The organism is Nocardia sp. NPDC050435 (assembly GCF_040655395.1).
Lineage (GTDB): Bacteria > Actinomycetota > Actinomycetes > Mycobacteriales > Mycobacteriaceae > Nocardia.
Window position 1 is genome coordinate 127,766 of record NZ_JBFAJW010000017.1, and the last position, 21,880, is coordinate 149,645.

The window sequence follows — 21,880 nt, forward strand, 5'->3', positions numbered from 1 at the left end:
GACGAGTCGCTATCCGCGGATTCGGTTTTCAGGCACGGTCATTCGTCTCGGTCCGTGGAGTCCTGGTCGTTGTCGCCGATGCTGATCGACGAGCCAGCGCCCGCGCTGCCGGTGGACAGCAGCCCACCGATGTGATCAGCGATGCTCGCCGAAGCGGTGGCGGCCGAGCCGAGCATCAGGACGGCGGCGGAAGCGACCGCGAAACTGTAGGCAAAGATTCTGTACATGAATTCCCTTACGTGAGTTGACTTGTCGCACGGACAGCAGCGGCGTTGCCGATGTAGCCCGGAATGCCGATGTGGAAGTGCGCCGTCGGAGCGGTGGTGAGCGGCGATGACGAATTCCTTTTCCGTCGATCGCGTTACGCGTGGGATGTCGACACGGGTGGAGCTATTTGGTGTAGGTATCGGCTGCCTGGTGGACGTTCCGGACGTAGGCTTCGGAATGGTTGTAGGCGAATATCGCCTTTCGCCATCCGCTGTAGGTGGACAGATTTCCGCCGGAGGCGCACAGGTATCGTCCGGCGGCCAGGGCGGCGTCGTCGATGTCATCCGGATTGCCGGGGACCTTCGGTGCGGTCTCGACCGCGGCGGCGCGGGTCACCGCGTCGTAGCCGAGGTCGGAGCGTATCCCCCACCGTTTCCAGGTGTCTGGGATGAATTGGAACGGTCCCGACGCCCGCGCATAGACGCTACGTCCCTCGGGATTGGTGTCGGTGATGCGAGCGTTGCCGTTGGTTCCGTCCAGGGGCACACCGCGAATGGGAGGGCGGACAAGGCCATCGGCGGCGATCTTCGCGCCGCGGAACCGACCGTGGTCGCTTTCTATTTGCGCGATTCCGGCCAGGGTCGTCCAGCCGAGATGGCAATCCGGCTTCGCTCGGGCCAACACTACCGTCGCGTAGCCGTAGGCCTGCAGGGCACGAACGGGGATCCCGTATTTGCCGGCATGGCGTTGTGCCCACCTGTACAACATCGTGTTGTCACGATCAGCTGCGAGAAGGTTGATCGCGGGTACCGGGTGGCTGTCCTTGGGCGCGGCGGCACCTACGCCGTTCCCGAGTTCGTGGCTGCGGTTCAGCATCAGAAACGCCATGGCCACCACCGCTACGGCAATGCCGCGACTCCACCATCTGAGCCGATACGCTGTCGAATCATCTCGCGCTTCGAGGTCGACCGACCTCGGTGCCGGGGTCTCTACCGGCATGGGGGAAGCGCTTTCGTCGTCTTCGTCGTCGTGGTGGGCTTCTTCTTCGTCGTCGTGGTGGGAGACGAAGAGGAAGTTTTCGGGGGGGTCGTCTTTTTCGGCGTGGTCGTCGACGGCTTCGCCGGTGTCGTGGTGGGACGGCACTGACCGGGTTTCGGGGTAGTCGTCTTGTTCGGCTTGGTCGTCGTCGCCGGTGTCGCGGTGATAGTGACCGTCGACGGGTCTGCGGGGACCACCACGGTGACAGTCGACGGGTTTGATCCGTTGCTGCCGATGTCGGGGACCGAGGCGCTTACCGAGATGTTCGGCCAGTCCGGTCCCGAAGGGGTTTCGGTAATCGTGGTCGGCGACTCGGTGGGGGTCTCGGTGATCGTCTCGGTCACGGGGTTGCTGTCGACGGGATCGACCGGGACGGTTTCGGTGATCGTGTCGCCTGGCAGCGCGATGGGTTCGGCGCTGGGGTCGATCGGCGCGAGCGGATCGGCGTCCGGCAGCGGTTCCTCGGTGGGAGTCAGCTCTGGAAACGTTGTGGCCTCTACCGGTGACGTCGTGTCCAGGCCGGCATTCAGCCCGGATAGGTCATCGAAACTCTGGGTCCCCCAGTCTTCGGAGGAGGCTGCGGTGTCGGTTACATCGTCGGCGGACTCCGGTTTGGTGGTCGTAACGATCAATGCGCCGACGACAGCGGTCGCTGCGATGGCCGCTACGGCGGCATAGGGAAGGTGGCGTCGTACCTGGGCGGACCGGAGATACTCGATGCCCTGGTTCCAGCTCCGCCGCCACCGCGATCCCTCGTCAGCTGGGCCGTGGTCGAAGTCCCCGTATTCCGCATCCTCGTCATCGTCGGTGAACGCCGCGGAGGATGCGGACACGTCATCGTCGTGGCCAGTGTCCTCGTGATCACCCAGCGGCTCGTTTACGAGGTGGCCCCGCGCGACCCCGATGATCTCCGTCGGTTCGGGATCCCGACCTTCTGCGTCGTCTACTTCTGTGCCTTGCACTCCATGCAACTTTCCAACTCGTGCTGAACTACCGCGTCTCGAGCTCTACAAAGAGTTCAGAACGCGTGACTAGCAGATGACTCCAGCGCGCCTGCGCTGACGGCGAGCGGTCAGGACCCTGTGATCAGTCCGCGGAGAAACCGGGCGGTGAAACCTTCCACGCTGCTTCCGGTTCCGTCCTCGCCGGATCCGGTGTCGAACGAGCCTCCCGAACCGGTGGTGGAGGAACCAGAGAAGCCAGGCCCCGAGAACGAGGAGCCGCTGCGCGGCGTGGAGTTCTCTGCTTCGAAATCTTCGTCCACCGCGGTGTAGGTCTCTGGCGGAGTCATGTCAGCGGCGGCTGGTCCGGCCGCACTCAACATCAGTCCCGAGGCCACCGCCATCGCAGCGCCGCCGGCCCACAGCTTCTTCTTCACAACACTCCTCAGCTTGTGTGGCCGTGCGCCGACGCCTCGCAGCCAGGTCTGGGACTTCATGGCTGGGAGGTTCGAACACGCTGATCACGGCCGATCGACCCGGATCGCTCTCAGGAGCTCCTCAGGTTCTTGCGACAGCACTGTGCAGCCGGGACTTGAGGTTCTCCAAACAGGCAGCGACACAAGGCAGACCCCACTAAACGAGTCAGCAATCCAACCGCTAATTACATGGTTGTAACTCATTTTGCTCGTTCCAACGGAAACTACCCTGCCTGTCAGGGGCAACTACTTAGACGAGCGGCATCAATCGTCCACGCGAATCTCAAAGTCAGCTTATCTACGGCAATCGATGATGTAACAACCTTTTGCGTCAGCACTTTCGGCGGCCCCACAGCAAGAAAGCCCTGGCCGAGGGGCGTATTTAACGGCACACACAGCGCCGGGCAACCCTCAAGCCGAGGTGGAGGTGACACAAGATGTCCCACTCGAAGGACCAGCCGTTCAGCGGCCGCCAGCAGGGGCTGCGGATCATGCGCCAGACGATCACTCGCAATTTGCCATTTCAAGTTGCGTAGCGCTGAGGCTCGATCCCTACCGACTACCGACACCAACCGTCGACGGCCTCACGTCGCTCGCGAACACACGCCACAACCGAACGGGGGATGCCCCTGTAACGCTATGAACAGCAGACCTACCCACTGGGGAGCCAGAAGCCAGTCAGGTGATGATCATCACGTTTAAAGTATCTTTTCCTTCGCGTATATCTTCTCTTTGCAATTCGATGACTATCGCCAGGTATTCGCCAGAGGTGGCCTAGAACCTTGCCAGCATCGGTTGGCGGCCTGGACCTTTCGGGGGTGTATCGGGCTCTACACAGGTTCGAGAAAGGTTTCACCGTGCACAGTGCTGCCGCGACATCGCTGCCTCATGCCACCCGTCAGCCCACTGCACCGCGACCTCAGCTGGCACCCGCAGTTCGCGAACGACCCGGGCAAGACGGGCTTTCATGGGTCCTGGATCGCCCTGAGATCGGCATCTATCTGCGCCGCAGACGAGAAGCGCTCGGCATCAGCCAGGAGGCACTCGCGCTCGCGGCAGCGACCACGGTCTCCTCGCTTCGCAAATGGGAAGCCGGGCTCCGCAACCCGAGCATCGAAGGCTTGATTGCGTGGTGCCGAGCACTCGATCTGCCGGATTGGACCGTGCGCAAAGTGATCTCGATCGTCTTCGACGGTATCGATACCCTGCAAGCAGGCAGCTGGCCGCCGGCAATCTCCGAGGACGACCGAGATCATCTCGATGACTTCCGCAGTCCCGCCTACTATCTGAGCTTTCCGCAGCTCGATGTCCTTGCCGCCAACCGCGCCGCGCTCCGATGGGTACCGAGCCTCGCACCAGCGCAGATCTCGGCTCCCCGCCCCTCCAACATCGTGGAATGGATCATGTCGGCCGACGCCCGCACGCGGATCGGAAACTGGGAGACCGTCGCCACCCGGCTGGTGTACCTGCTGCGCGTCATGGGCCCAGGCATTGTCCCGCAGCACCGCATGGATGAGATATTCAACACCGCCTACGCTCTGGCGCCTAAGCACTTCACCCGCATCTTCTGCGCATCACCCAGCAAAACCGTCATGAACGACGACTTGGTCCTACTCCGGGACCCTCTGACCAATCAGCACGTGCAATACACCTATAGGCTCTCTCGACCGAACCAGCCGCTACGACCCCACGAACAGTTGAACCTGGTGAGGCGGAGCAATCCCGTGGGCCTGCTCGCCTAGAAAACCGACACTCGCCGCAGCGCCCGCCTGCGCGATACCGCATCCGCGCCGCGAGCGAGGCAGCTGATCCCCACCAACTCGCCGTTCCTTCGCCGTGGTGTGCTACTCGAAGCCGGCGGTCGGCCTCAAGTGGAACCACCGTCCCCAAACTACCGTCAGCGCAAGGTGAAACCCGACCACGCTGAGCAGTTCGATCAGCTCCTCGATCGCGCCGAGGTTGTCCTGACCGTGGACTTCGATGACACCGGCATGGACGCCTATGAGGCCGCGAACGCCGCCGTGCTCGATTCCTGCGATCGTCTCGTCGCGGCGTGGGACGGCGAGAGGGGGAACAAAGGCGGAACGGGGGTCCGTAGTCGAATGGCACGCGAGCGTGGCCTCCCGGTGGACGTGATTCAGCCGGAAGGCGCGATGCCGCTGACGCTATTCCACGGGTGCAGTGGCCTGCTCAGCCCATTTCGTATACTCCGGCGAGCATGCACCGACCGGGAGACCGACCAATTCCGGGTTGTCCCACGGGTGCAGAACTCTGATCCGGTCCATGATGCCGGCGGGGGTTCCGGAGCTCGACACACCATTCCCGTCCGTTTCCGGACTCTCCGAGATGCGACCACACTGACCTCACCGGCCCGCTGATCCATGCGGCCGCGGCAAGCTGTTCCCCGACTACGGTTTCCGCAATCTCTTCGGCAGACTGCTCGGTAGGCGTTGTGGTGGTCACAGTCCAGACAGTCACAGATGCCATTCCTCCAGACTAGGTCTCGTCCGTTCTGGGCCTCGTCGGTGGTCGGTCGCGCTCGCGCGGCTAAGCGAGCGCAAATGACTTGCCTACTGACGTCGCTCCGCATCGCCGCGGCGTGCCACTTCAGAACTAGCTCACTCACCCTCCGGAGCCGCAACGCCTCGTCCGCTCCGTACACCCCAATGAGCTCTTCATTACGAGTGATCCACGAACCGTCCAGTCCGTCCGGCTGGTGTCAGTACGTCCAGTTCAGAGGCGTTTTCCGTATCGTCGCGTTTCCAGGCGTCCAGCTCGTATCGTCCTTGGCAAGTTCTCGGCAAGATGGCAACGGGCGAAATCCATATCGCTACCTGCGGATTCGGTCAGCACGATCACGCCCCTCACGCCGGACACCGACCCACAGTACCGACACCCACCAGCCGGGGGATTTCGACCTGCTCGGCCCTCAGGTAGTCCAGAGGTTTGGCGAACCCTCGACATTCGCATCCGAACTGTGTTCCATATGAGGACCAAGGCCATCGTGCGCTGCGGGAGAACCGAGGCGCTTGTCTGTTCCGGTCCTGAGCCCCTGGGAGGAAGCTCGACATGGAGATCGACATCAGCTGCCCGAACTGCGGGCGATCCGACTGGGTCCAAAGCGTTCCCGCGGTCCGGGCTTCCGACGTTCAGACAGTGACCGGTGTGGACTACTTCACCGGCGTCGGCGTCGCGCCGTCGGGGCTCGTTCCTGCGTTCGGCACCGCCACCGTGGAGCGCACCGCCGTGTCGAACCTTGCTCGTTCTCTTCCACTGACACCGTACGTACGGTCATCGGGGAAACTGATCGCACTGGGCACCGTTCTGACGATCCCCGGCCTGATGGTCATCGTGACATTCACCGCGATGCTGGTGAACCCCGAACCCGGCCGCACCGCGGTGACCACGTTCCTGGCGGGTGTGCTGGCCTTCGCGCTTTTTTCCTGGCCAGCGGCACTGACGTTCACAGTGGTCGTCAACCGTCTGCGGCGCAAGCGCCGAGTCGCGCGCGGCCGCAACACAGCCTCGGCGGTGTGGCGGGCGGGCCAGTACTGCCACGGCTGCGGGTTGTGCTTCTGGCCGTATTCACCGGCACCGCACATCCCTGCTCGGCAATCGATGCCACCGCGGCAGTTCACGTGGCTGGTATGGAGCATCGGCGGCTACGCCAACCTGATGACCTGGTAATCGTGCCCGTTCGGCTTCAACGCATCTGATCCGATCCGTCGTCTGAACGCTGCTCAACGGCTGGCTCTTCTCCGATGATCGGCGCGTCGTCATGCACTACGGCGTCGATTTCACGCAGCGCCCGACTGGTCGTGCTCGGCTTGTCCGTTGAGCTCTCCCTGCTGGTCGATTCAACGTTGACCGCAGCGATGAGCCGGCGTGCCTGCTTGACCGAGATTTCCAGTAGCTCGGCGGTCTCTTCATCGCTGTGTCCGTGCGCCCGGATAGCCGCAGCCGCTACCGCTTGTTGCTGGTGATGCTCGGCGATAGCAATCTGCGCCCGAGCTTTAGCGTCCAGAATCTGCTGTTGCAGGTCGGCGACTTCGCCGTCACAACTCTGCTCGATCCGGGAGATCGCCTGCCAGGCCGCGAGGTACTCCTTCACCGCGGCCCCTACCAGCCGTTCGCGGAGCCGTTGCGCCGCACGTAGGTCCCGCAGCCGATCTCGTGATCGTTGCAGCCGTTCAGTCACCTCGGGCGGGCGAGAACCGCTGCCACGCCACGGTTTATCTGTGCTGTCCATGCCGCTTCCTTACCGGCAGACCCGCACGTCGATCCCACGCCCGAGAATACCGGGCCTCTCCAAGTCCACTCGAATCGGGAGCCGCACCATGTCCGACGAGTCCGCAAAGGACCGGCCGTTCACGCCACAGCCTGGCGATGTCCTGATGTTGTTCCGCCTCGAACCCGGTAGCACCGCTTCGCCTCTCGCCGCTCAGGACGCGATCCTGGCCGCGTTGCGCCAGACCGGTCTCCTGCCGAGCTCCGGCTCAGACAACGACTCCGACACCAGAGAGATCGCCGAATTCACCGATCGCGCGCGACTGCGTGTCCCTGTCGTGGCTCGGCTTGGCCGAAGTGGTTGGGCCTGATGGCTTCCTCGACCAGCCGCAACCCGACCGAAGGTGTCGAACAGCACGTTCTGTGTGGATGTGGTTGCAAACGCCTCACCAGCGGCGAGTTCCGCCGAGGCCACGACCTGCGAGCGCTGCGAAACCTCGTCAGCGCCATGTTCGCAGGCTCACCGCTGCGGCTGATCGCCTACGTCCACGCCATGGCCGCCGAGCCCGGAATCCCCCACCCCATCACCGGCGAACTCCAGCCCTGGCCGCGCCGGCTGATCGACACCCTCCCCGATCTCGACCTCTGAGCCACCGCGAGCGAGCCCACGTCTTCCCAGAGGACCATCGCCGCGGCGGTGGCAGACGGCCAGACCCCCAATGCGAACAGCAGGATCGTGGACGCGTACTTCGCGACACCGGCCTCGTTGGCGGCCCAGCTGGTCACCGACGAACACTCCGGCATCCCCACACTCGGCGCTGGGGCTCATGTCCTCGAACCTTCGGCCGGTGAGGGCGTGTTCGTGCGCGCGATCCTGCAAGCGAATCCGGGCGTGCATGTGACTGCGGTCGAACCCGATCCCGAACGTGCCGCCGCGATCGGCACCGACCCGCGGGTGACGGTTGTGGTCTCCACCTTCGAACAGTTCGCCTCGACCGCTCCCCCGCAGTTCGCGGCTGTGGTGATGAACCCGCCTTTCGCATTGCCCGGCCGGCCGACCGTGTGGATCGATCACCTGCACATCGCGTGGAGCCTGTTAGGCGAGGGCGGGCGACTGCTGGCGATCGCACCGGGCGGCTACACCTTCCGCAGCGATCGCCGCCACCAGGCGGTACGTGCTCTCATCACCCGCCACGGCGGCCACACCGACCTACCCTCCGGGACATTCAGCTCGGCCGGAACACAGGTCAACACCGTGATCCTGCACGCCCGTCGCCCACTGGACAGCGAAGGCAAGTCCGCCGAGGCGTGATACCGGTTACCGCCACCGAAAGAGCAGCGCCGATGGACGAGCATTCCGACGGATTATTCGCTCTCCCTAGCCTTTTCGATGACGGGGCCGTCCCGCTGTGCTGGTCCTACGGTCTTGGTGTCGAGAGCACCGCAGCGATTGTGCGGTTGTTGCTCGATCCGGGGTTCCGCCCAGCAGATCAGGCGAAGCGCCCCGGCCACGGAGAGGAACCCGATGACCCGACCCAGTTTCGAGAAGTTGATCGCCCAGGCCGAACACCGATACTCCCCCGAACTGCGGTTGTTGCGCAGCCTCGGATTCGACGCCGGGGTCCAGGTCGTCGGGCACGTCAACATCCACATTCCGCTCGGGGTCATGCGTCGCGGTATCCCGGCGGAGATGCTGGTCTGCAACGGCGACGGGCTGATCCTCGACGACGAGCAACCCGAGAATTGGTGTGCCGCGGTCTATTCCAGTCACGACGGATCCCCGCTGGACATCTTCTGCTACGCCGAGCGCGTCGAGGACGCGGTCCGGGCCGCCACCGCACTGCTCGAGACACCCGTGCGCGTCGCGGTGCGCACCCCCGAGCACCGCTGGCGTGACGCGATCCTGCCCGCAGCGGCCTTGGGCGACCGCCACGCAGAGGCGGCCCTGCTCGCACCACAGGACTGCCAAGGTCGGCTGCACGGCGTGAATGTCATCGTGCTCGACGAGGACGTGGCGGGCTGGGCCAGGGGCTGCTCGACCCACTCGGCCTGCCAGCCCATCGAACGCCGTGCCGCCGCGGCCATCCACCGCGACTGCGCCCACGCCCTCGTTCAGGAGTGGGTGCGCAGCGGCCGCGTCGTCGACTGGTCGGACTTGCTCCCACCCGCGCCGACACCCGCACGGACCGACACGAGCCCGCAGTCAGCAGATGGTCGTTTCCGCCTGCGGCTGCGGCGACTCCGACATCCTCGAAAGGGACTGCATGTATCGCGACTTCGACTACCGCGACTCCGACGCAATGACCGCGCTGGCCGCAGCCACGCATCTCGAGATCGTCACCGCCCTGGCGGTGCTGCCTGAGCCGATCGTGCTGCCCGACTCCGACAGGTCGCTGTCGCTGGCGTTGCAGGCCCGCACCGCACTGCACCAGGTCGCGAACCCTTCCCGGCTCGAGCGCGCGGCCCGGGAGGCGGTGTTGCAGTGGGCCAGCGCGCTGACGTTGATGGCGATCGAACACGGGCGCACCGCCATCGAGGGGGACTATCTGCTCGAAGCGGCCTGCGAGCAGCTGTTCACGGCGGCCAAGACCGCACAGGCCATCCGGGAGTTGCAGACACCGCTGTAGGCCGGCGACCGAACTGCAAACGGCGCAGCACCGGCCCTCATGGGTGGGACTGCCGACATCTCCCGCGCCCGGACGAGCGGCACCGACGGCCTCGCGCGCCCCTCCGGGAAGCCGTAACGGGGCGCGCGCCAACGCTTCTGCCGCACCTCACCCGCTTGTTAAGACAACTCTCCAGCGACCCTGCGATCAGGAGATGGTTTCGTGGCTCACCCACCCGAATGCGATGGCGACCTCTACTACTGTGAGTGCGGGTTCGGTCCCACCGGGATCGAGGACCTCGCCCCCAACGCCCACCACCAGTGTTACCGCCCGCCGCGCCCGTTCGTGATGATCAACATCCTCGCGGTCTCCATGCCCGGCGAGGTCTACGAGGAGTTCGCGGGTCTGTCGGTCTCGGGCTATCTGGTCATCGACCGCGACGGCGAACTGACCGCGCTCACGCCCTGCTGTGCGGCGTTCGTGACCTTCTGCGACAGCAGACTGTCGTGCAAAAGCTGTTACGGCGAAGCCGATTTCGAGCATCTGATGCCCGCTCAGGTCGCGGTGCCCGCCGCACTTATCAACAGATGCATTCCTGGCACCCCTCGACGGCAGAAGAAGGGTTCGTGAACGTGGACCACCTCACCGAGAAATACCGGGCCGAGATCGCTCTGCTCTCCCGCTATGCCACCTCGCCCGCCGAGATCGGCTCCACCGGCGGCGCCTGTAATGCGATCTGGGCCCAGCTGCCCAACGGCCTCAAGGTCGCGGCGTCCAACGGTGAAATGGAATGCGAGGACTACCAGTACTGGAATCTCGGGATCTTCCACGACGACGGAGGCCAGCTCGCCTACATCACCGCCGACACCCTTGAGCAGATGCTCGTCATCGCCGCGAACCTCACACCCGCGCAGGTGCATTCGCTGATCAACCGGACCCCGGTCATCGCGACACTGCCCGCCGATCTGCACCTGCTCTGAAACCCCGCCGAACTCGGTTATCCCCAACCATCCACAGCGCCCCGACCAGGGGACGCGCCGCCCCCCGCCTCCGCTAATCCACAACCTCTCCTCACGACGACGCCGTATCCGGGTTCCTGCCCTGGGTGCGGCGTCTTCGCCGTTTCCGGAAGGTGTTCTGTCATGCCGTATTTGGCTGTTCTGCCGCCGTGCGTGCACTGCCGGCGCCGCAGCGCCACGGGCCGGGACCTGCACCCGGTCGACGACGACCCGATCAGCCTGGTGTGTACCGGCTGCCGGCCGATGCTGCCCCGCTGCACCCGCTGCGATCACACCATGCTCCACCCGCCGGAGTTGGCCGACGACTACTTCGTGTGCCGCAGGTGCAGCGCCGATTGGACACCGTGCGTGTCGTGCAACCGGCTCACCGGCACCAGCGTGCGCACCACCACCGGCGACCCGGTGTGCGGTGGTTGCGCCGCGGTGTTCTACGACAGCTGCGCACGCTGCCGCCGCTACAGCGCGACCACCCGCTACGTCTCCGGCGGCTACCGCGTCTGCCCGGGCTGCGAAACCCACTACACCCCTTGCCGGAACTGCGGCACCCTCGTCTCTCCCGGTGAGGACTGCGATCCGTGCGAGAACCCGGGGCGGGTCTGGTCCTACAGCTACAAACCCGACGCGCGCTTCCACGGCGAAGGCCCGCTGTATCTGGGGCTCGAGCTCGAGGTGATCGTCCCGAACTACCGCTACTCACGATGCGTCAATGAGGCGACCGAGCAGCTCGGGACGCTTGGCTATCTGAAGCAGGACTCCTCGATCCAGCCGTGCGGTTTCGAAATCGTCACCCACCCCATGAGCTGGCAGCACGCACGCGACATGTTCCCGTGGGGGCTGCTCGATCAGCTCGCCGAATCCGGGTGCCGCACCGATGAGAGCGTGGGCCTGCACGTGCACGCCAGCCGCGCCGGGTTCGACAACCCGGCGCATGTGTATCGGTGGCTGAAGCTGCTGTACCGCAACGAATCCCAGCTCACCACCCTTGCCCGGCGGCGCACCCATTACGCGGCGTTCGACCCCTCCGCCCGGGCCCGCGCCCGCCACACCGCCAAAGGCCCGCAGCACGCGCTCGGGCTCGACCGCTATCAGGCGATCAACCCCTACCCGCGCGCCACCTTGGAGCTGCGGGTGTTCGCGTCCTCGCTGTCGGCCCAAAGCGTGCAGGCCGCGCTGGCGTTCACCGCGGCCTCGATCGAATACACCCGGTCGCTGCGATCAGCCGACATCCACGACGGCGCATGGGAATGGCACCGATTCACCGCCTGGGTCACCCGGCATCCGGACTACCAGCCTCTCACCGCCGAACTCGAGGACCTGCGATGTGCTTGCTGACCTACCTGCCCGCCGGGATCGCCCCCGACCTCACCGCCCTGGTCCGCGGGGCGGTCCACAATCCGCACGGGCACGGTTATGCCGTCGTCGCCGGCGACCGGATCCTGGTCGGCCACGGCCTGGACGCGGCGCGGGTGATCGCCGAGTTCGACACGGTGCGCGCCCGCTTCTCGGACGGGCCGGCGCTGTTCCATTCCCGCTATGCCACCAAAGGCGCGATCGACCTCGGCAACTGTCACCCCTTCCACCTCGGCGGTGACGGGCGAACCGTGCTGGCGCACAACGGAACACTGCCCAAACGTGTGCATCCACGCGCCTACGACCACCGCTCGGACACTCGCATCGCCGCCGAGGACTACCTGCCCACCGAGCCGTTCGGGTCCATCGACACCCGTCGTGGCGCTCGCGGGCTGACCTCCTGGCTGGGGTCGAGCAAGCTGGTCATCCTCACCGTCGACTCCGCCTACCGCCACCGCGGCTACATCTTCAACGAGCAGGCCGGAATCTGGCACGAGGAGATCTGGTACTCCAACACCGGCTACCGCCCGCAGGCGCAACCCGCCCACTGGGAGCGCCTGATCTGCGGGGGTTGTCTCCACTTCCCCCGTGACCGCGTCGGCCGCTACTGCCCGCTCTGCGGCTGGTGCTTCCACTGCGAAACTCGTCTGCTCGAATGCAGCTGCTGGACAGCGCGATTCAGCGACACCGACCGCAGCCCGCGCCCGCTCCGGCTCGCCAGAGCTCTACCAGCACAGCCCTCACCGCGCTCGAGCGCGAGCAGCCGCTGACTCCAGCCCTTTCTCTCGAACCCCGCACTCGCCCCCGCCTGGGCGGGTGCGGGGTTCTTTCGCTTCCGCCGAAAGGTCGGTGACCCCCGATGCCCTTGTCCGTTGTGCTCGACCGGTTGTGTGAGGACTGCTCCGACCACGATCCCACTACCGAACTCACCCTGACCGCCGATGGCGAGCGTCTGTGCGGGCAATGCCTCTCGCAGGTGCCCAAATGCGATGACTGCCACCGCCACACCCGCGAGCGAACCGCCGTGGCAGGTGGCCCGGACGTGTGCCAGGAGTGCACATACAACTACAACCGGTGCGACGACTGCGACTGCTACGCCCGCGACTACTTCATCGTCGACGGCGACCGTGAGGTGTGCCGCAACTGCCGCGACGAGGACTACCACGAGTGCGGCGACTGCTACACCTGGGTCTCGCTCGGGGACCGCTACTGCGATGACTGCTCGCCGCCGGACGCGCCTGAAGAGGTCTGCGACAGCACCTACAAGCCCACCCCGATCTTCCACGGCACCGGCCCCGTGTACTTGGGGCTCGAACTCGAAATGCGCACCCCCGGATCCGCTTTCACCGACGCGGTCGATTCCGCGGTCGCGCACCTGGGTCGGCTGGGCTACCTGAAAGAGGACGGGTCGATCACCGACGGCCACGGCTTCGAACTGGTCACCCACCCGATGTCCTACCGCTACGCCCGCACCCGCTTCCCATGGCGGCTGCTGCCACGCCTGCGCCAACTCGGTGCCTACACCGACACCGGGGTCGGCATCCACGTCCACATCTCCCGCGCCGGATTCAGCTCCCCGGCCCATGTGTACCGCTGGTTGAAGTTCGTGTACCGCAACGAATCCGCGGTCACCACCCTGGCACGGCGCGAGTGCTCGTCTTGGGCCCGATTCAGTCCCGAAACCCGCCGACGCGCCGCCGACATCGCCAAGGGCACCCGGCGGGGCTTCGACCGCTACCAGGCGATCAACACCTGCCCCGAGCACACCTTCGAACTGCGGGTCTTCGCCAGCAGCCTCGAACCTCAGCAGGTGCAGGCCGCACTGGCTTTCGCCGACGCCTCGGTCGAATACACCCGCACTCTGACCGCCGCCCGGATCACCCGCCAGGGCGGCTGGCAATGGGACGCCTTCGTCACCTGGCTGGCCACCCGCCCCGACTACGCGCCGCTGCTGGCCGAACTCACCGATCTGGAGGCCCTCGAATGTGCTTGCTGAGTTTCCTCAAACCCGGCATCACCCCCGACCTCGACGCGTTGGCCATCGGCGCCGAGGCCAACCCGCACGGGCACGGCTACGCCATCCTGACCGAAGAGACCATCCTGGTCGGACGCGGCATGGACGCCGCCACGGTGCTCGACGAGTTCGCGCGCGTACGCCAAGCCCACCCGGGCGGGCCGGCGCTGTTCCACTCCCGCTTCGCCACCCACGGGATCCGCGATATCGACAACTGCCACCCCTTCGCCCTGGGCGGTGACCCGCGAACAGTGCTGGCCCACAACGGGATGCTGCCGGCCAACGTCACTCCGGCCGCGGGTGACTGGCGTTCGGACACCCGTGTCGCCGCCGAGGACTTCCTGCCCACGATGCCGTTCGGGTCGCTGGATTCCTGGCAGGGACGCGAACAGCTCGAAAAGTGGCTCGGCGGGGACAAACTCATCATCTTGACCCGCGACCCCGCCTACAAGCATCCCGCCTACATCTTCAACGAACGCCACGGACACTGGGACGCCGAGGGCCGCTGGTACTCCAACCACAGCTACCTGACCCCGCGCTACTACAGCTACCCACCCAGGCACGGTGACGACGACGAAGGCGGCTACTGCGGCGAATGCGGCTACCCGATCGATCACGAGGGCACCCACTGCTCCTGGTGTGCCTTCTGCTGGGCCTGCGAACTCGACTACCCCAGCTGCGAATGCCCGGCTCCAGAGGGTGAAAGCCGCTACGCCGACCTACTCGACCTCGAAACCACCTGAACCCCGCCATGCCGCCCACGCCCACCAAGGCGTCTGTGCTGGCGCCTACTTCCCTGCGATCGGAGCACCTGCCGATGACCGTGTTCTCCCGACTCGATTTTCGCCGAGCGCTGGCCAGCGATCCGGTCGACACCGCCCTGCCCACCCGGCTGCACCAACTGCGCACGACCGGGCACCCGGTCACCCTCACCGCACACGGCGGCCACACTCTCACCGGCGTGCGCATCGACGCGGTACGCCGCCACCACGCCGTCCTCACCGCCGGCGCCGGCACCGTGCTGATGCCGCTGGCGTTCATCGAAACAGCCACTCCCCAACCGGATCGGCGTCTGGGGTGGTGGTGAACCCGATGCGCGCCGAAGTGGTCCGCTACCTCACCGCCGTGGGACTCGACCCGGCCTACCAGGGGTATCTGCCCGAGCACGAGCGGCCGCGCGGCCCGATCCTGATCGTCGGTCACCACGCCGCCTTCGCCCGCAACCCGCGACCCGGCACCGCCCTCGCCAGTTTCCCGGGCACCACCGAGCTGACCGAAACCCGTTATCCGGCCATGGGCTTGGTGCGGGTCGAGCAAGCCATCGAGCGCCGGGTCGTGGCGCCCGACGGCACGACCAGCGTGCGGTGGGAAGAGGCCGTGTTCCCCGGCCTGCCCACCGGGATCCTGTGGCAGCTGCTCCCCGCCGAACGCGACCCCGCCACCGGACGCTGGGTGATCGCGGCCGGGACGTGGGCCGCGGGAGCGCGCCGCGGCCTGCTGCCGGCGGCTGTGCGCGCCCTGGTACCCGGGGCACCCGAGGTGGTGGCCCTCTACGACCACAACCCCCACACCGGCCGCAGGTGGCCGAGCTGATCGCCAGCAGCGCCGATCTCGCCCGATGGATCGCCGCGCAACTGCCCGGCCCCGATGATCCCGACACCCCGTGGTGCACCGACCCCGATCCCGCGCCGGACGCTCCCACCGCGCTCGTCCGGATCAGCGTCGCCGTCACCGGACGCCCACCGGCCCACACCCGGTTCACCCTCACCCGAGGGCAGGGGTGAGGCCGATCGCAGTGCCGAACAACGACAGTGAGGTATCCATGACCGATCCCGCCAACAACCCCGCGCCCAAAGCCGGGATTCCGGCACGGCTGCACACCAGCCCGCTCTCGGCGGGCATGGTCGTGCCGTTCGTGACCCTCGCCCACACCGACCGCACCCGCCCGATCTGGGGCAAGCTCGATCCCGCCCGCGTGCAGAAAGCCTTCAAAGACAGACTGTGCCAGATCTGCGGGGACCCGCTCGGCGATCCGTTCGTGGTGTACATCCGCCCCTATGATTTCCGCACCGGTGTCGCTGTCGAGGCGGGCCTGCATCCCGACTGCGGGCAGTATTCGACGGCGGTCTGCCCCATGCTGGCCGGTGCCATGGACCGCCACAACCCCAACCCGCTCACCGAATTTCGCCGCTGCAACGATCCGGCGTGCACCTGCGCGCTGTGGCGAGCAGCAGAGCGCGACGCGGGCGACCCCGTGCGAGAGGGCACACCCGCCGAAGCCTGGTACGAAGCCTCGATCAGCCTGGCCGACTACAAGATCGTCACCAATCCCAGCGACCAGCACGACGCCCCCGCCGTCGGGATCAGCTTGCGCCCACCGACCAGGATCGGGCGACTCCGCAAGATCCGCGACGCCGCCCCTGACCCCGATAGCGAACGCCACATCGACCCGCTCGCCATGACGATGGCCGTACGCGAGTTCTTCGGGCTCGGCGAGCACCACTGAGCTTCCTCTGACCAACAACCCACCGTGGGAAACCACCACGCAACACCTGATGTCGTTCGTGATTGCCTTCACCTTCACCCTCGGGATCGGGGTGCTGGTAGAGCGATTCGTGCGGATAGTGCGGCCACGTCTGGCGAATCGTTCCCGGCAGCGATTCGAATTGCTGGTCGCGATGATCACGGCGGGCGCCGCAACGACGGTGTTGTACTTCGCTCCCGCGGCGCCCGACTGCGAACACCGCTCGTTCGAGCCGGTGGCGGCAGCACGGCGATAGATGCCTCTGACGCTTCCTCTTCAGAAGGAGATACACACGTGGACAACGAATTCGATCGCCCACCAGCCTCCGATAGCACCGCGTGCCTGTTCTGTCGCCCGGATGACCCCACCCAGAATCGGGTGCTCGCCCGACGCGGTTCGATGTATGCCCGCTGGGACAACTTCCCCGCCGCGCGTGGGCATGTCGAGATCGTGCCGCTGCGCCACGTCGAGTCCTATTTCGAGCTCACCGCCGACGAAGCCGCCGATCTGCACTACCTGGCCTGCCAAGTCAAAGCGCGACTCGACACCGAGTTGCGGCCCGACGGTTACACGATCGGGATCAATGACGGGTCCGCGGCCGGACAGACCATCGCGCACGTGCACCTGCATCTGATTCCGCGCTGGCACGGCGACGTCGCCGACCCGCGCGGCGGCATCCGCCAGATCCTGCCCGGCTGCGACCCTGACGCCTGGGCCGGACACTCGTCAGCGCCGTGATCGAAGGAGCTTTTGATGGACCAGTTCTATCGTGCTGTTCTGCTCGCCGACAACAGCGACAACAGCGACACCATCAGCTCCTATCTCGATCCGCGCGGCTTCGACAACGAACCCCAGTTGTTGGAGCACTCCTGGGTCGGATTCCGATTCGTCGTGGCCGTCGAACAGCTGCTGCGAAACCCGGTGCGAGTGGTGTGGGCCGGAACGCTCGCCGACGCCGAACCCGAGGCGCAGGATCGGCGAAACCTCTACGCTCGCGCCGCTGGGGCCACCCACGCCATCCTCGGCCCGCCCGAACATCGCGGCCGCTACGTCATCAACCACGACCGCCGCCTCTTCGTGGACAAGGACCGCAGCCGCTACAGCGACCACGGCCGGCCCCTGCATCCGCTGCCCTTGCTCACCGCCGAGGGCTACGGACGCGGCACCGGCGAAAACCACCCCCACCTCGAACCATCGATCGTGGGTTCGTGGGCCCGGCAGCGCATCTCTGTCCAGGACACGGCGCCCACGGACTACCGCCGGATTCCTTTCGAGCTGACCGCTCATCGCCGCTACGTCCTGAATGTCGAGGCATGACCACCCCGGCACCGCAGTCGCAGTCGCATTCGCGCCGTCCGCACCGGGAAGCCCTGCGGCGCAGTTAAACTCGCGTCGGGGTCGTCGCGCATCGTGCCGGACTGTTCGTCCGAAGCACTCGGGCGTGATCGATGCGGCCCGCGCCGCTCCCAACCCCCTCCCCGGGATCGGCGTCGCGGCGCGGGGCGGGTACTCGCACCCCCTGCTTGAGTCCCGCCCTCCCGAGCTCGGGAGCGTCGAGGACGCCGACCAGGCGGTGCGCGCCTATCAGCGCGACCTGCGCTGCGGAACTAGCTCCGCGTGGGCGATGCGCGAGACCGCACGCCGCCGCCTGCCCAGTGCCCCGGTGGTCTGTCCGAGCTGCGGCTACGCCCCCGGCCCCGACGACGAGGCCGCGCACGGATGCTGGGGCCAGGACATCGAGGTCACTGGCTCGAACCCGACCGCGAGTACCCCGGCGGCCTGGTCGAGGCCCGGCACTGCGAGCACTGCCGACCCGGTCCCGGGGTGGCGGTGGCCGACATCGACTGTGCCGTATGTGCCTCCGCCGACAGCCCGCTACTGGTCGGGCACTTCGCCGAGGAACTGGCCACCACCGGCGAGGTCCCGGCGCTGGTGGCGCGGCTGCTGGCGGTGCGGAGCTGGCGCGCGGTGTCCAGGGTCGGGATGGTGTGCCCGGACCACCCGCCCGCAGATCGACGACCCCACAATCACCACGATATGAGCCAGGGTGGGGCCTAGCCCAACCTGGCAGGAGTCACGGATGCCCGGTGAGAGGTAGATGAGTCGGGGTCATTCTTGATCAGCGCGGTTCTGCTCAAGCAGGGTGATGGCTTCGCTGGTCCGGCCGGCCGACTGGTAGGCGTTAGCGAGGTTGTTGCGGGTGGTCAGGATGTGGGGGTGGTCGGGTCCGAGGATGCGTTCGCTCTGCGTGTGGTTCTGCTCGAGCAGGGTGATGGCTTCGCCGGTCCGGCCCGCCGACTGGTAGGCGTTGGCGAGGTTGTTGCGGGTGGTCAGGATGTCGGGGTGGTCGGGTCCGAGGATGCGGTCCTGGTCGGTGAGGGTCTGCTCAAGCAGGGTGACGGCGTCGCCGGTCCGGCCCACCGACTGGTAGGCGTTAGCGAGGTTGTTGCGGGTGGTCAGGATGTCGGGGTGGTCGGGTCCGAGGACGCGGTCCTGGTCGGTGAGGGTCTGCTCGTAGAGGGTGATGGCTTCGCCGGTCCGGCCCGCCGACTGGTAGGCGTTGGCGAGGTTGTTGCGGGTGGTCAGGATGTGGGGGTGGTCGGGTCCGAGGACGCGGTCCTGGTCGGTAAGGGTCTGCTCGTAGAGGGTGATGGCTTGGCTGGTCCGGCCAGCCGACTGGTAGGCGTTGGCGAGGTTGTTGCGGATGATCAGGATGTGGGGGTGGTCGGGTCCGAGGATGCGTTCGCTCTGCGTGAGGTTCTGCTCGAGCAGGGTGATGGCTTCGCCGGTCCGGCCCGCCGACTGGTAGGCGTTGGCGAGGTTGTTGCGGGTGGTCAGGATGTCGGGGTGATCGGGTCCGAGGACGCGTTCCTGGTCGGTAAGGGTCTGCTCGTAGAGGGTGATGGCTTGGCTGGTCCGGCCGGCCGACTCGTATGCGTTGGCGAGGTTGCCGCGGACGGTCAGGGTGTCGGGGTGATCGGGTCCGAGGACGCGTTCCCGGTCGGTGAGGGTCTGCTCGAACAGGGGGATGGCTTCGCTGGTCCGCCCCGCCGACCAATAGGCGTTGGCGAGGTTGTTGCGGGTGGCCAGGGTGTCGGGGTGATCGGGTCCGAGGACGCGTTCCCGGTCGGCGAGGGTCCGCTCGAACAGGGGGATGGCTTCGCTGGTCCGCCCCGCCGACCAATAGGCGCTGGCGAGGTTGCCGCGAGAGGCCAGGGTGTCGGGGTGATCGGGTCCGAAAACGCGTTCCCGGTCGGCGAGGGTCCGCTCGGACAGGGTGATGGCTTCGCTGGTCCGCCCCGCCGACCAATAGGCGCCGGCGAGGTTGCCGCGAGAGGTCAGGGTGTCGGGGTGATCGGGTCCGAAAACGCGTTCCCGGTCGGCGAGGGTCCGCTCGAACAGGGTGATGGCTTCGCTGGCCCGCCCCGCCGACCAATAGGCGCAGGCGAGGTGACCGCGAGAGGTCAGGATGTCGGGGTGATCGAGTTCGAGGACGCGTTCCCGGTCGGTGAGAGCGCGCAGTAGGTACTCGATACCCTTGCCGGTCATACCTTGGCCGGTAAGAAATAGGCCTGTGATCGCGAGGATGTTTGCGATAGTGGGGGAATCGTGGGTGGTGTAGGTGATCAGGGCGTCGATGTGCGGCACCAGGATTCGCCAGGCAGGCCAGGTGGCGGGGTCCCGGTGATTGGGTAGCGCGGCCCACAGCGCGGTGGCCGCGTGTTCGTGGGCGCGTTCGATCGCTGCTGGGAGACGCTGCGGATCATCGGGGGTGGGCGTGCGTGCGACAGCTTGGACCAGCCGGTGAACCGACACGGTGCCGCCGGCGGGGTCGAGGGTGACCAAGCTGTAAGCGGTGAGCGAACCCAAGGCCGCATGCAGCGTGGGCGGGTCGGCCAACCCGTCGAGCAATGTGAGCGGGATGGTGTCAGGGGCGAACCAGGCCAGGGTGCGCAGGATATCGGCGGCCACCGGATGGTTGACGACGATCCGGTCCAGGGTCAGCCGCCAGATCCGGTCGATCGTGCGTTCGACCTCGGTCGATTCGCCCCCATGCTGGTACATCTGGGCCGGGTACCGAGCGAGCAGATCGAGATAGGCGGCGGGAGTAAGCAGGGTCTGCGCCAGATACGCCCCGGCCTGTTCGATCGCCAGCGGCAGATGGCCCAGCTCCTGGCACAACCCCGGTGCGCCGTCGAGGTCTCGCGGCCCTGCCTCGGTGACCAGTCCGCTCAGCAGCTCCACCGAATCGGCCGGGTCGAGCACATCGACCCGCACCACGGTGGCGCCGGTGCGCGCCCACCCGGTCGCCAAGCGGCTGGTGAGCACGATCCGGCCCCCGCGCGCGCGTGCTAGAACCGGCTCGATATCGGCGGGGTCTTCGACGTTGTCGAGTACCAGCAGCCACCCCGAATGGGTCGCCAGCCACTGCACGGCCCGCTCGGCGAGCTGCTCGTCGGTCAATACCCGCGCCAACGCTGGTTGCAGGACCGTCGCGAACTTCGCCAACCCCTGCTCCACTCGGGCGGGGTTCTCGGCGGTAATCCACCACCGCGGGGTGTGGCCGTGCGCGCGGGTGGCCGCCCATCGCGCGACCAGGGTGGTTTTCCCGATCCCGCCCAAACCGTGCACCGCCTGCACCATCACCCGTCCGGAGTCTGCCAGCGCGGCGTCCAAGCGGGTGAGTTCGTGGTCGCGGCCGACGAAATGCGCTGTCGCCGAGGGCAAGTTGTCGATTCCGGGCGGGGCCTCGACTTCGGCCATCGGCCGGAAGGCTTCCGGCGGCACGACCGTCGCCTGCGCGTTGTCGCCGGTGAACACGGCACCGACCACTGACCCCGGGCCGATCGCGGCCGAGCGGGCCCCCTCGGCATGGGTAGTCGAGGCCGCGACAGGACCGCGCCTGTGGTCGTCCTCCCACTCGCTGCGGGTCAGCCGGCTCAAATCGTCGTCCTTGTTCTCAGACGGTGTCGCCGGTGGACAGGCTTCCGGCGTTGCCCTCGAACGCGATAGACCGTTCTCCCGATGCCGTCACCGATCCCGGCGCCGGGTCCGCCGACGCGGGGATCGGTGACGTTGCTGGTGCGGGTGCGCTCGGGGCGTCAGTGTTTCCGGTGGTGATCGCCCCGGAGACCGTGCCGGTCCCGGCTACACTGCGGTGCCCTGAGGCGTGGATGGTTCTGTGCGTGGTGGTCTCGGATTGGTGCAGGAATTGCCACAGTGAGCCCGCGAACCCGGCCGCGGTCAACGCGGCCACGATCAGCCACCACCACCATTGCGCTTCGGCGCCGGTGGCCATGTTCACCGCTACCGCCAGCCCGGTACTCACCACGGCCACCACCGCCGTCGGCAACGCAACTTTTTTCAGCACAGCCCCCGTCGAAGCCACTGCGGTCCTCCCTCATGCGGACACCGAATCACGCGTGCCCCAAGGCTAACCACCGACTCCGCTGCGGTGCAGGCGAACAAACCCCTAAT

The 21,880-nt window shown here is 66.7% G+C and carries 29 protein-coding genes and 1 pseudogene; 21 read left to right on the top strand and 9 right to left on the bottom strand.

Annotation, left to right across the window (positions count from 1 at the left end):
* Positions 1–38: 38 nt before the first annotated feature.
* The 4 genes from AB0I43_RS38160 to AB0I43_RS38175 form a co-directional block, all read right to left on the bottom strand.
* Positions 39–227 (bottom strand): hypothetical protein, encoded by a 189-nt coding sequence (locus AB0I43_RS38160; RefSeq protein WP_357433592.1) that lies wholly within the window; start codon positions 225–227, stop codon positions 39–41.
* A gap of 163 nt (positions 228–390) precedes the next feature.
* Positions 391–1,095, bottom strand: a complete 705-nt coding sequence (locus tag AB0I43_RS38165) for a murein transglycosylase (RefSeq protein ID WP_357433594.1) — start codon at positions 1,093–1,095, stop codon at positions 391–393.
* Between the two features lie 101 nt (positions 1,096–1,196).
* Positions 1,197–2,207, bottom strand: coding sequence for a hypothetical protein (locus tag AB0I43_RS38170; RefSeq protein WP_357433596.1), 1,011 nt, complete (start codon positions 2,205–2,207; stop codon positions 1,197–1,199).
* A 110-nt stretch (positions 2,208–2,317) separates the two neighbouring features.
* Positions 2,318–2,623 carry a hypothetical protein gene (locus tag AB0I43_RS38175; protein ID WP_357433598.1) on the bottom strand — a complete coding sequence of 102 codons (306 nt, stop codon included), beginning with the start codon at positions 2,621–2,623 and terminating at the stop codon, positions 2,318–2,320.
* A gap of 896 nt (positions 2,624–3,519) precedes the next feature.
* Between AB0I43_RS38175 and AB0I43_RS38180 the strand changes: the two genes are divergently transcribed.
* On the top strand, positions 3,520–4,404 hold the full coding sequence (locus AB0I43_RS38180; protein ID WP_357433600.1) for a helix-turn-helix domain-containing protein: 885 nt from the start codon (positions 3,520–3,522) through the stop codon (positions 4,402–4,404).
* A gap of 423 nt (positions 4,405–4,827) precedes the next feature.
* On the opposite strand, the gene cutA (AB0I43_RS38185) is transcribed toward AB0I43_RS38180, so the two are convergent.
* Together cutA (AB0I43_RS38185) and cutA (AB0I43_RS38190) are read right to left on the bottom strand one after the other, a co-directional pair.
* Positions 4,828–4,947, bottom strand: a complete 120-nt coding sequence (gene cutA, locus AB0I43_RS38185; protein ID WP_357433602.1) for a divalent cation tolerance protein CutA — start codon at positions 4,945–4,947, stop codon at positions 4,828–4,830.
* Between the two features lie 79 nt (positions 4,948–5,026).
* Positions 5,027–5,149, bottom strand: a pseudogene (gene cutA / locus AB0I43_RS38190) (divalent cation tolerance protein CutA); the annotation flags it as partial.
* A gap of 582 nt (positions 5,150–5,731) precedes the next feature.
* Here cutA (AB0I43_RS38190) and AB0I43_RS38195 point away from each other — a divergent pair.
* The gene (locus AB0I43_RS38195; protein ID WP_357433604.1) at positions 5,732–6,349 is read left to right on the top strand and encodes a hypothetical protein; all 618 of its coding nucleotides are present in this window, start codon (positions 5,732–5,734) and stop codon (positions 6,347–6,349) included.
* Positions 6,350–6,365: 16 nt separating this feature from the next.
* Here the strand turns inward: AB0I43_RS38195 and AB0I43_RS38200 are convergent, their stop codons facing one another.
* On the bottom strand, positions 6,366–6,911 hold the full coding sequence (locus tag AB0I43_RS38200; protein ID WP_357433606.1) for a hypothetical protein: 546 nt from the start codon (positions 6,909–6,911) through the stop codon (positions 6,366–6,368).
* Positions 6,912–6,999: 88 nt separating this feature from the next.
* On the opposite strand from AB0I43_RS38200, the gene AB0I43_RS38205 reads away from it, so the two are divergent.
* From AB0I43_RS38205 to AB0I43_RS38295, 19 genes are all read left to right on the top strand, one after another.
* The gene (locus AB0I43_RS38205; protein ID WP_357433608.1) at positions 7,000–7,260 is read left to right on the top strand and encodes a hypothetical protein; all 261 of its coding nucleotides are present in this window, start codon (positions 7,000–7,002) and stop codon (positions 7,258–7,260) included.
* Positions 7,261–7,397: 137 nt separating this feature from the next.
* Positions 7,398–7,538, top strand: a complete 141-nt coding sequence (locus tag AB0I43_RS38210) for a hypothetical protein (RefSeq protein ID WP_357433610.1) — start codon at positions 7,398–7,400, stop codon at positions 7,536–7,538.
* A gap of 48 nt (positions 7,539–7,586) precedes the next feature.
* Positions 7,587–8,201 (top strand): class I SAM-dependent methyltransferase, encoded by a 615-nt coding sequence (locus tag AB0I43_RS38215; protein ID WP_357433612.1) that lies wholly within the window; start codon positions 7,587–7,589, stop codon positions 8,199–8,201.
* A gap of 213 nt (positions 8,202–8,414) precedes the next feature.
* A complete protein-coding gene (locus AB0I43_RS38220) occupies positions 8,415–9,251 on the top strand; it encodes a hypothetical protein (RefSeq protein ID WP_357433614.1) in 837 nt (278 codons plus the stop codon).
* A complete protein-coding gene (locus AB0I43_RS38225; protein ID WP_357433616.1) occupies positions 9,190–9,516 on the top strand; it encodes a hypothetical protein in 327 nt (108 codons plus the stop codon). The genes AB0I43_RS38220 and AB0I43_RS38225 overlap by 62 nt, the downstream gene beginning before the upstream one ends.
* A gap of 201 nt (positions 9,517–9,717) precedes the next feature.
* Positions 9,718–10,125: a hypothetical protein gene (locus AB0I43_RS38230; RefSeq protein ID WP_357433618.1), complete on the top strand. Its 408-nt coding sequence runs from the start codon at positions 9,718–9,720 to the stop codon at positions 10,123–10,125.
* On the top strand, positions 10,122–10,475 hold the full coding sequence (locus tag AB0I43_RS38235) for a hypothetical protein (protein WP_357433620.1): 354 nt from the start codon (positions 10,122–10,124) through the stop codon (positions 10,473–10,475). The genes AB0I43_RS38230 and AB0I43_RS38235 overlap by 4 nt, the downstream gene beginning before the upstream one ends.
* Positions 10,476–10,637: 162 nt before the next feature.
* Entirely contained in the window at positions 10,638–11,846 is a 1,209-nt protein-coding gene (locus AB0I43_RS38240; RefSeq protein WP_357433622.1) for a hypothetical protein, read from the top strand.
* Positions 11,834–12,634, top strand: coding sequence for a class II glutamine amidotransferase (locus AB0I43_RS38245; RefSeq protein WP_357433624.1), 801 nt, complete (start codon positions 11,834–11,836; stop codon positions 12,632–12,634). The genes AB0I43_RS38240 and AB0I43_RS38245 overlap by 13 nt, the downstream gene beginning before the upstream one ends.
* Before the next feature lie 89 nt (positions 12,635–12,723).
* Entirely contained in the window at positions 12,724–13,860 is a 1,137-nt protein-coding gene (locus AB0I43_RS38250; RefSeq protein WP_357433626.1) for an amidoligase family protein, read from the top strand.
* Positions 13,848–14,621, top strand: coding sequence for a hypothetical protein (locus tag AB0I43_RS38255; protein ID WP_357433627.1), 774 nt, complete (start codon positions 13,848–13,850; stop codon positions 14,619–14,621). Before AB0I43_RS38250 ends, AB0I43_RS38255 begins: the two co-directional genes overlap by 13 nt.
* A gap of 74 nt (positions 14,622–14,695) precedes the next feature.
* On the top strand, positions 14,696–14,965 hold the full coding sequence (locus AB0I43_RS38260) for a hypothetical protein (protein WP_357433629.1): 270 nt from the start codon (positions 14,696–14,698) through the stop codon (positions 14,963–14,965).
* A gap of 5 nt (positions 14,966–14,970) precedes the next feature.
* On the top strand, positions 14,971–15,471 hold the full coding sequence (locus AB0I43_RS38265; protein ID WP_357433631.1) for a hypothetical protein: 501 nt from the start codon (positions 14,971–14,973) through the stop codon (positions 15,469–15,471).
* Positions 15,459–15,662: a hypothetical protein gene (locus AB0I43_RS38270; RefSeq protein WP_357433633.1), complete on the top strand. Its 204-nt coding sequence runs from the start codon at positions 15,459–15,461 to the stop codon at positions 15,660–15,662. The genes AB0I43_RS38265 and AB0I43_RS38270 overlap by 13 nt, the downstream gene beginning before the upstream one ends.
* Positions 15,663–15,700: 38 nt before the next feature.
* Complete coding sequence (locus tag AB0I43_RS38275; RefSeq protein WP_357433635.1) at positions 15,701–16,384, top strand: hypothetical protein; 684 nt, start codon at positions 15,701–15,703, stop codon at positions 16,382–16,384.
* Between the two features lie 49 nt (positions 16,385–16,433).
* On the top strand, positions 16,434–16,658 hold the full coding sequence (locus tag AB0I43_RS38280) for a hypothetical protein (RefSeq protein WP_357433637.1): 225 nt from the start codon (positions 16,434–16,436) through the stop codon (positions 16,656–16,658).
* 38 nt (positions 16,659–16,696) lie between these two features.
* Positions 16,697–17,140: an HIT domain-containing protein gene (locus tag AB0I43_RS38285; protein WP_357433639.1), complete on the top strand. Its 444-nt coding sequence runs from the start codon at positions 16,697–16,699 to the stop codon at positions 17,138–17,140.
* Between the two features lie 15 nt (positions 17,141–17,155).
* Complete coding sequence (locus tag AB0I43_RS38290) at positions 17,156–17,719, top strand: hypothetical protein (protein ID WP_357433641.1); 564 nt, start codon at positions 17,156–17,158, stop codon at positions 17,717–17,719.
* 402 nt (positions 17,720–18,121) lie between these two features.
* Positions 18,122–18,460, top strand: a complete 339-nt coding sequence (locus AB0I43_RS38295; protein ID WP_357433643.1) for a hypothetical protein — start codon at positions 18,122–18,124, stop codon at positions 18,458–18,460.
* A 51-nt stretch (positions 18,461–18,511) separates the two neighbouring features.
* Here the strand turns inward: AB0I43_RS38295 and fxsT are convergent, their stop codons facing one another.
* Both fxsT and AB0I43_RS38305 read right to left on the bottom strand, forming a co-directional pair.
* Positions 18,512–21,346 carry an FxSxx-COOH system tetratricopeptide repeat protein gene (gene fxsT / locus AB0I43_RS38300; RefSeq protein WP_357433645.1) on the bottom strand — a complete coding sequence of 945 codons (2,835 nt, stop codon included), beginning with the start codon at positions 21,344–21,346 and terminating at the stop codon, positions 18,512–18,514.
* 16 nt (positions 21,347–21,362) lie between these two features.
* The gene (locus AB0I43_RS38305; RefSeq protein WP_357433647.1) at positions 21,363–21,791 is read right to left on the bottom strand and encodes a hypothetical protein; all 429 of its coding nucleotides are present in this window, start codon (positions 21,789–21,791) and stop codon (positions 21,363–21,365) included.
* Positions 21,792–21,880: the final 89 nt, after the last annotated feature.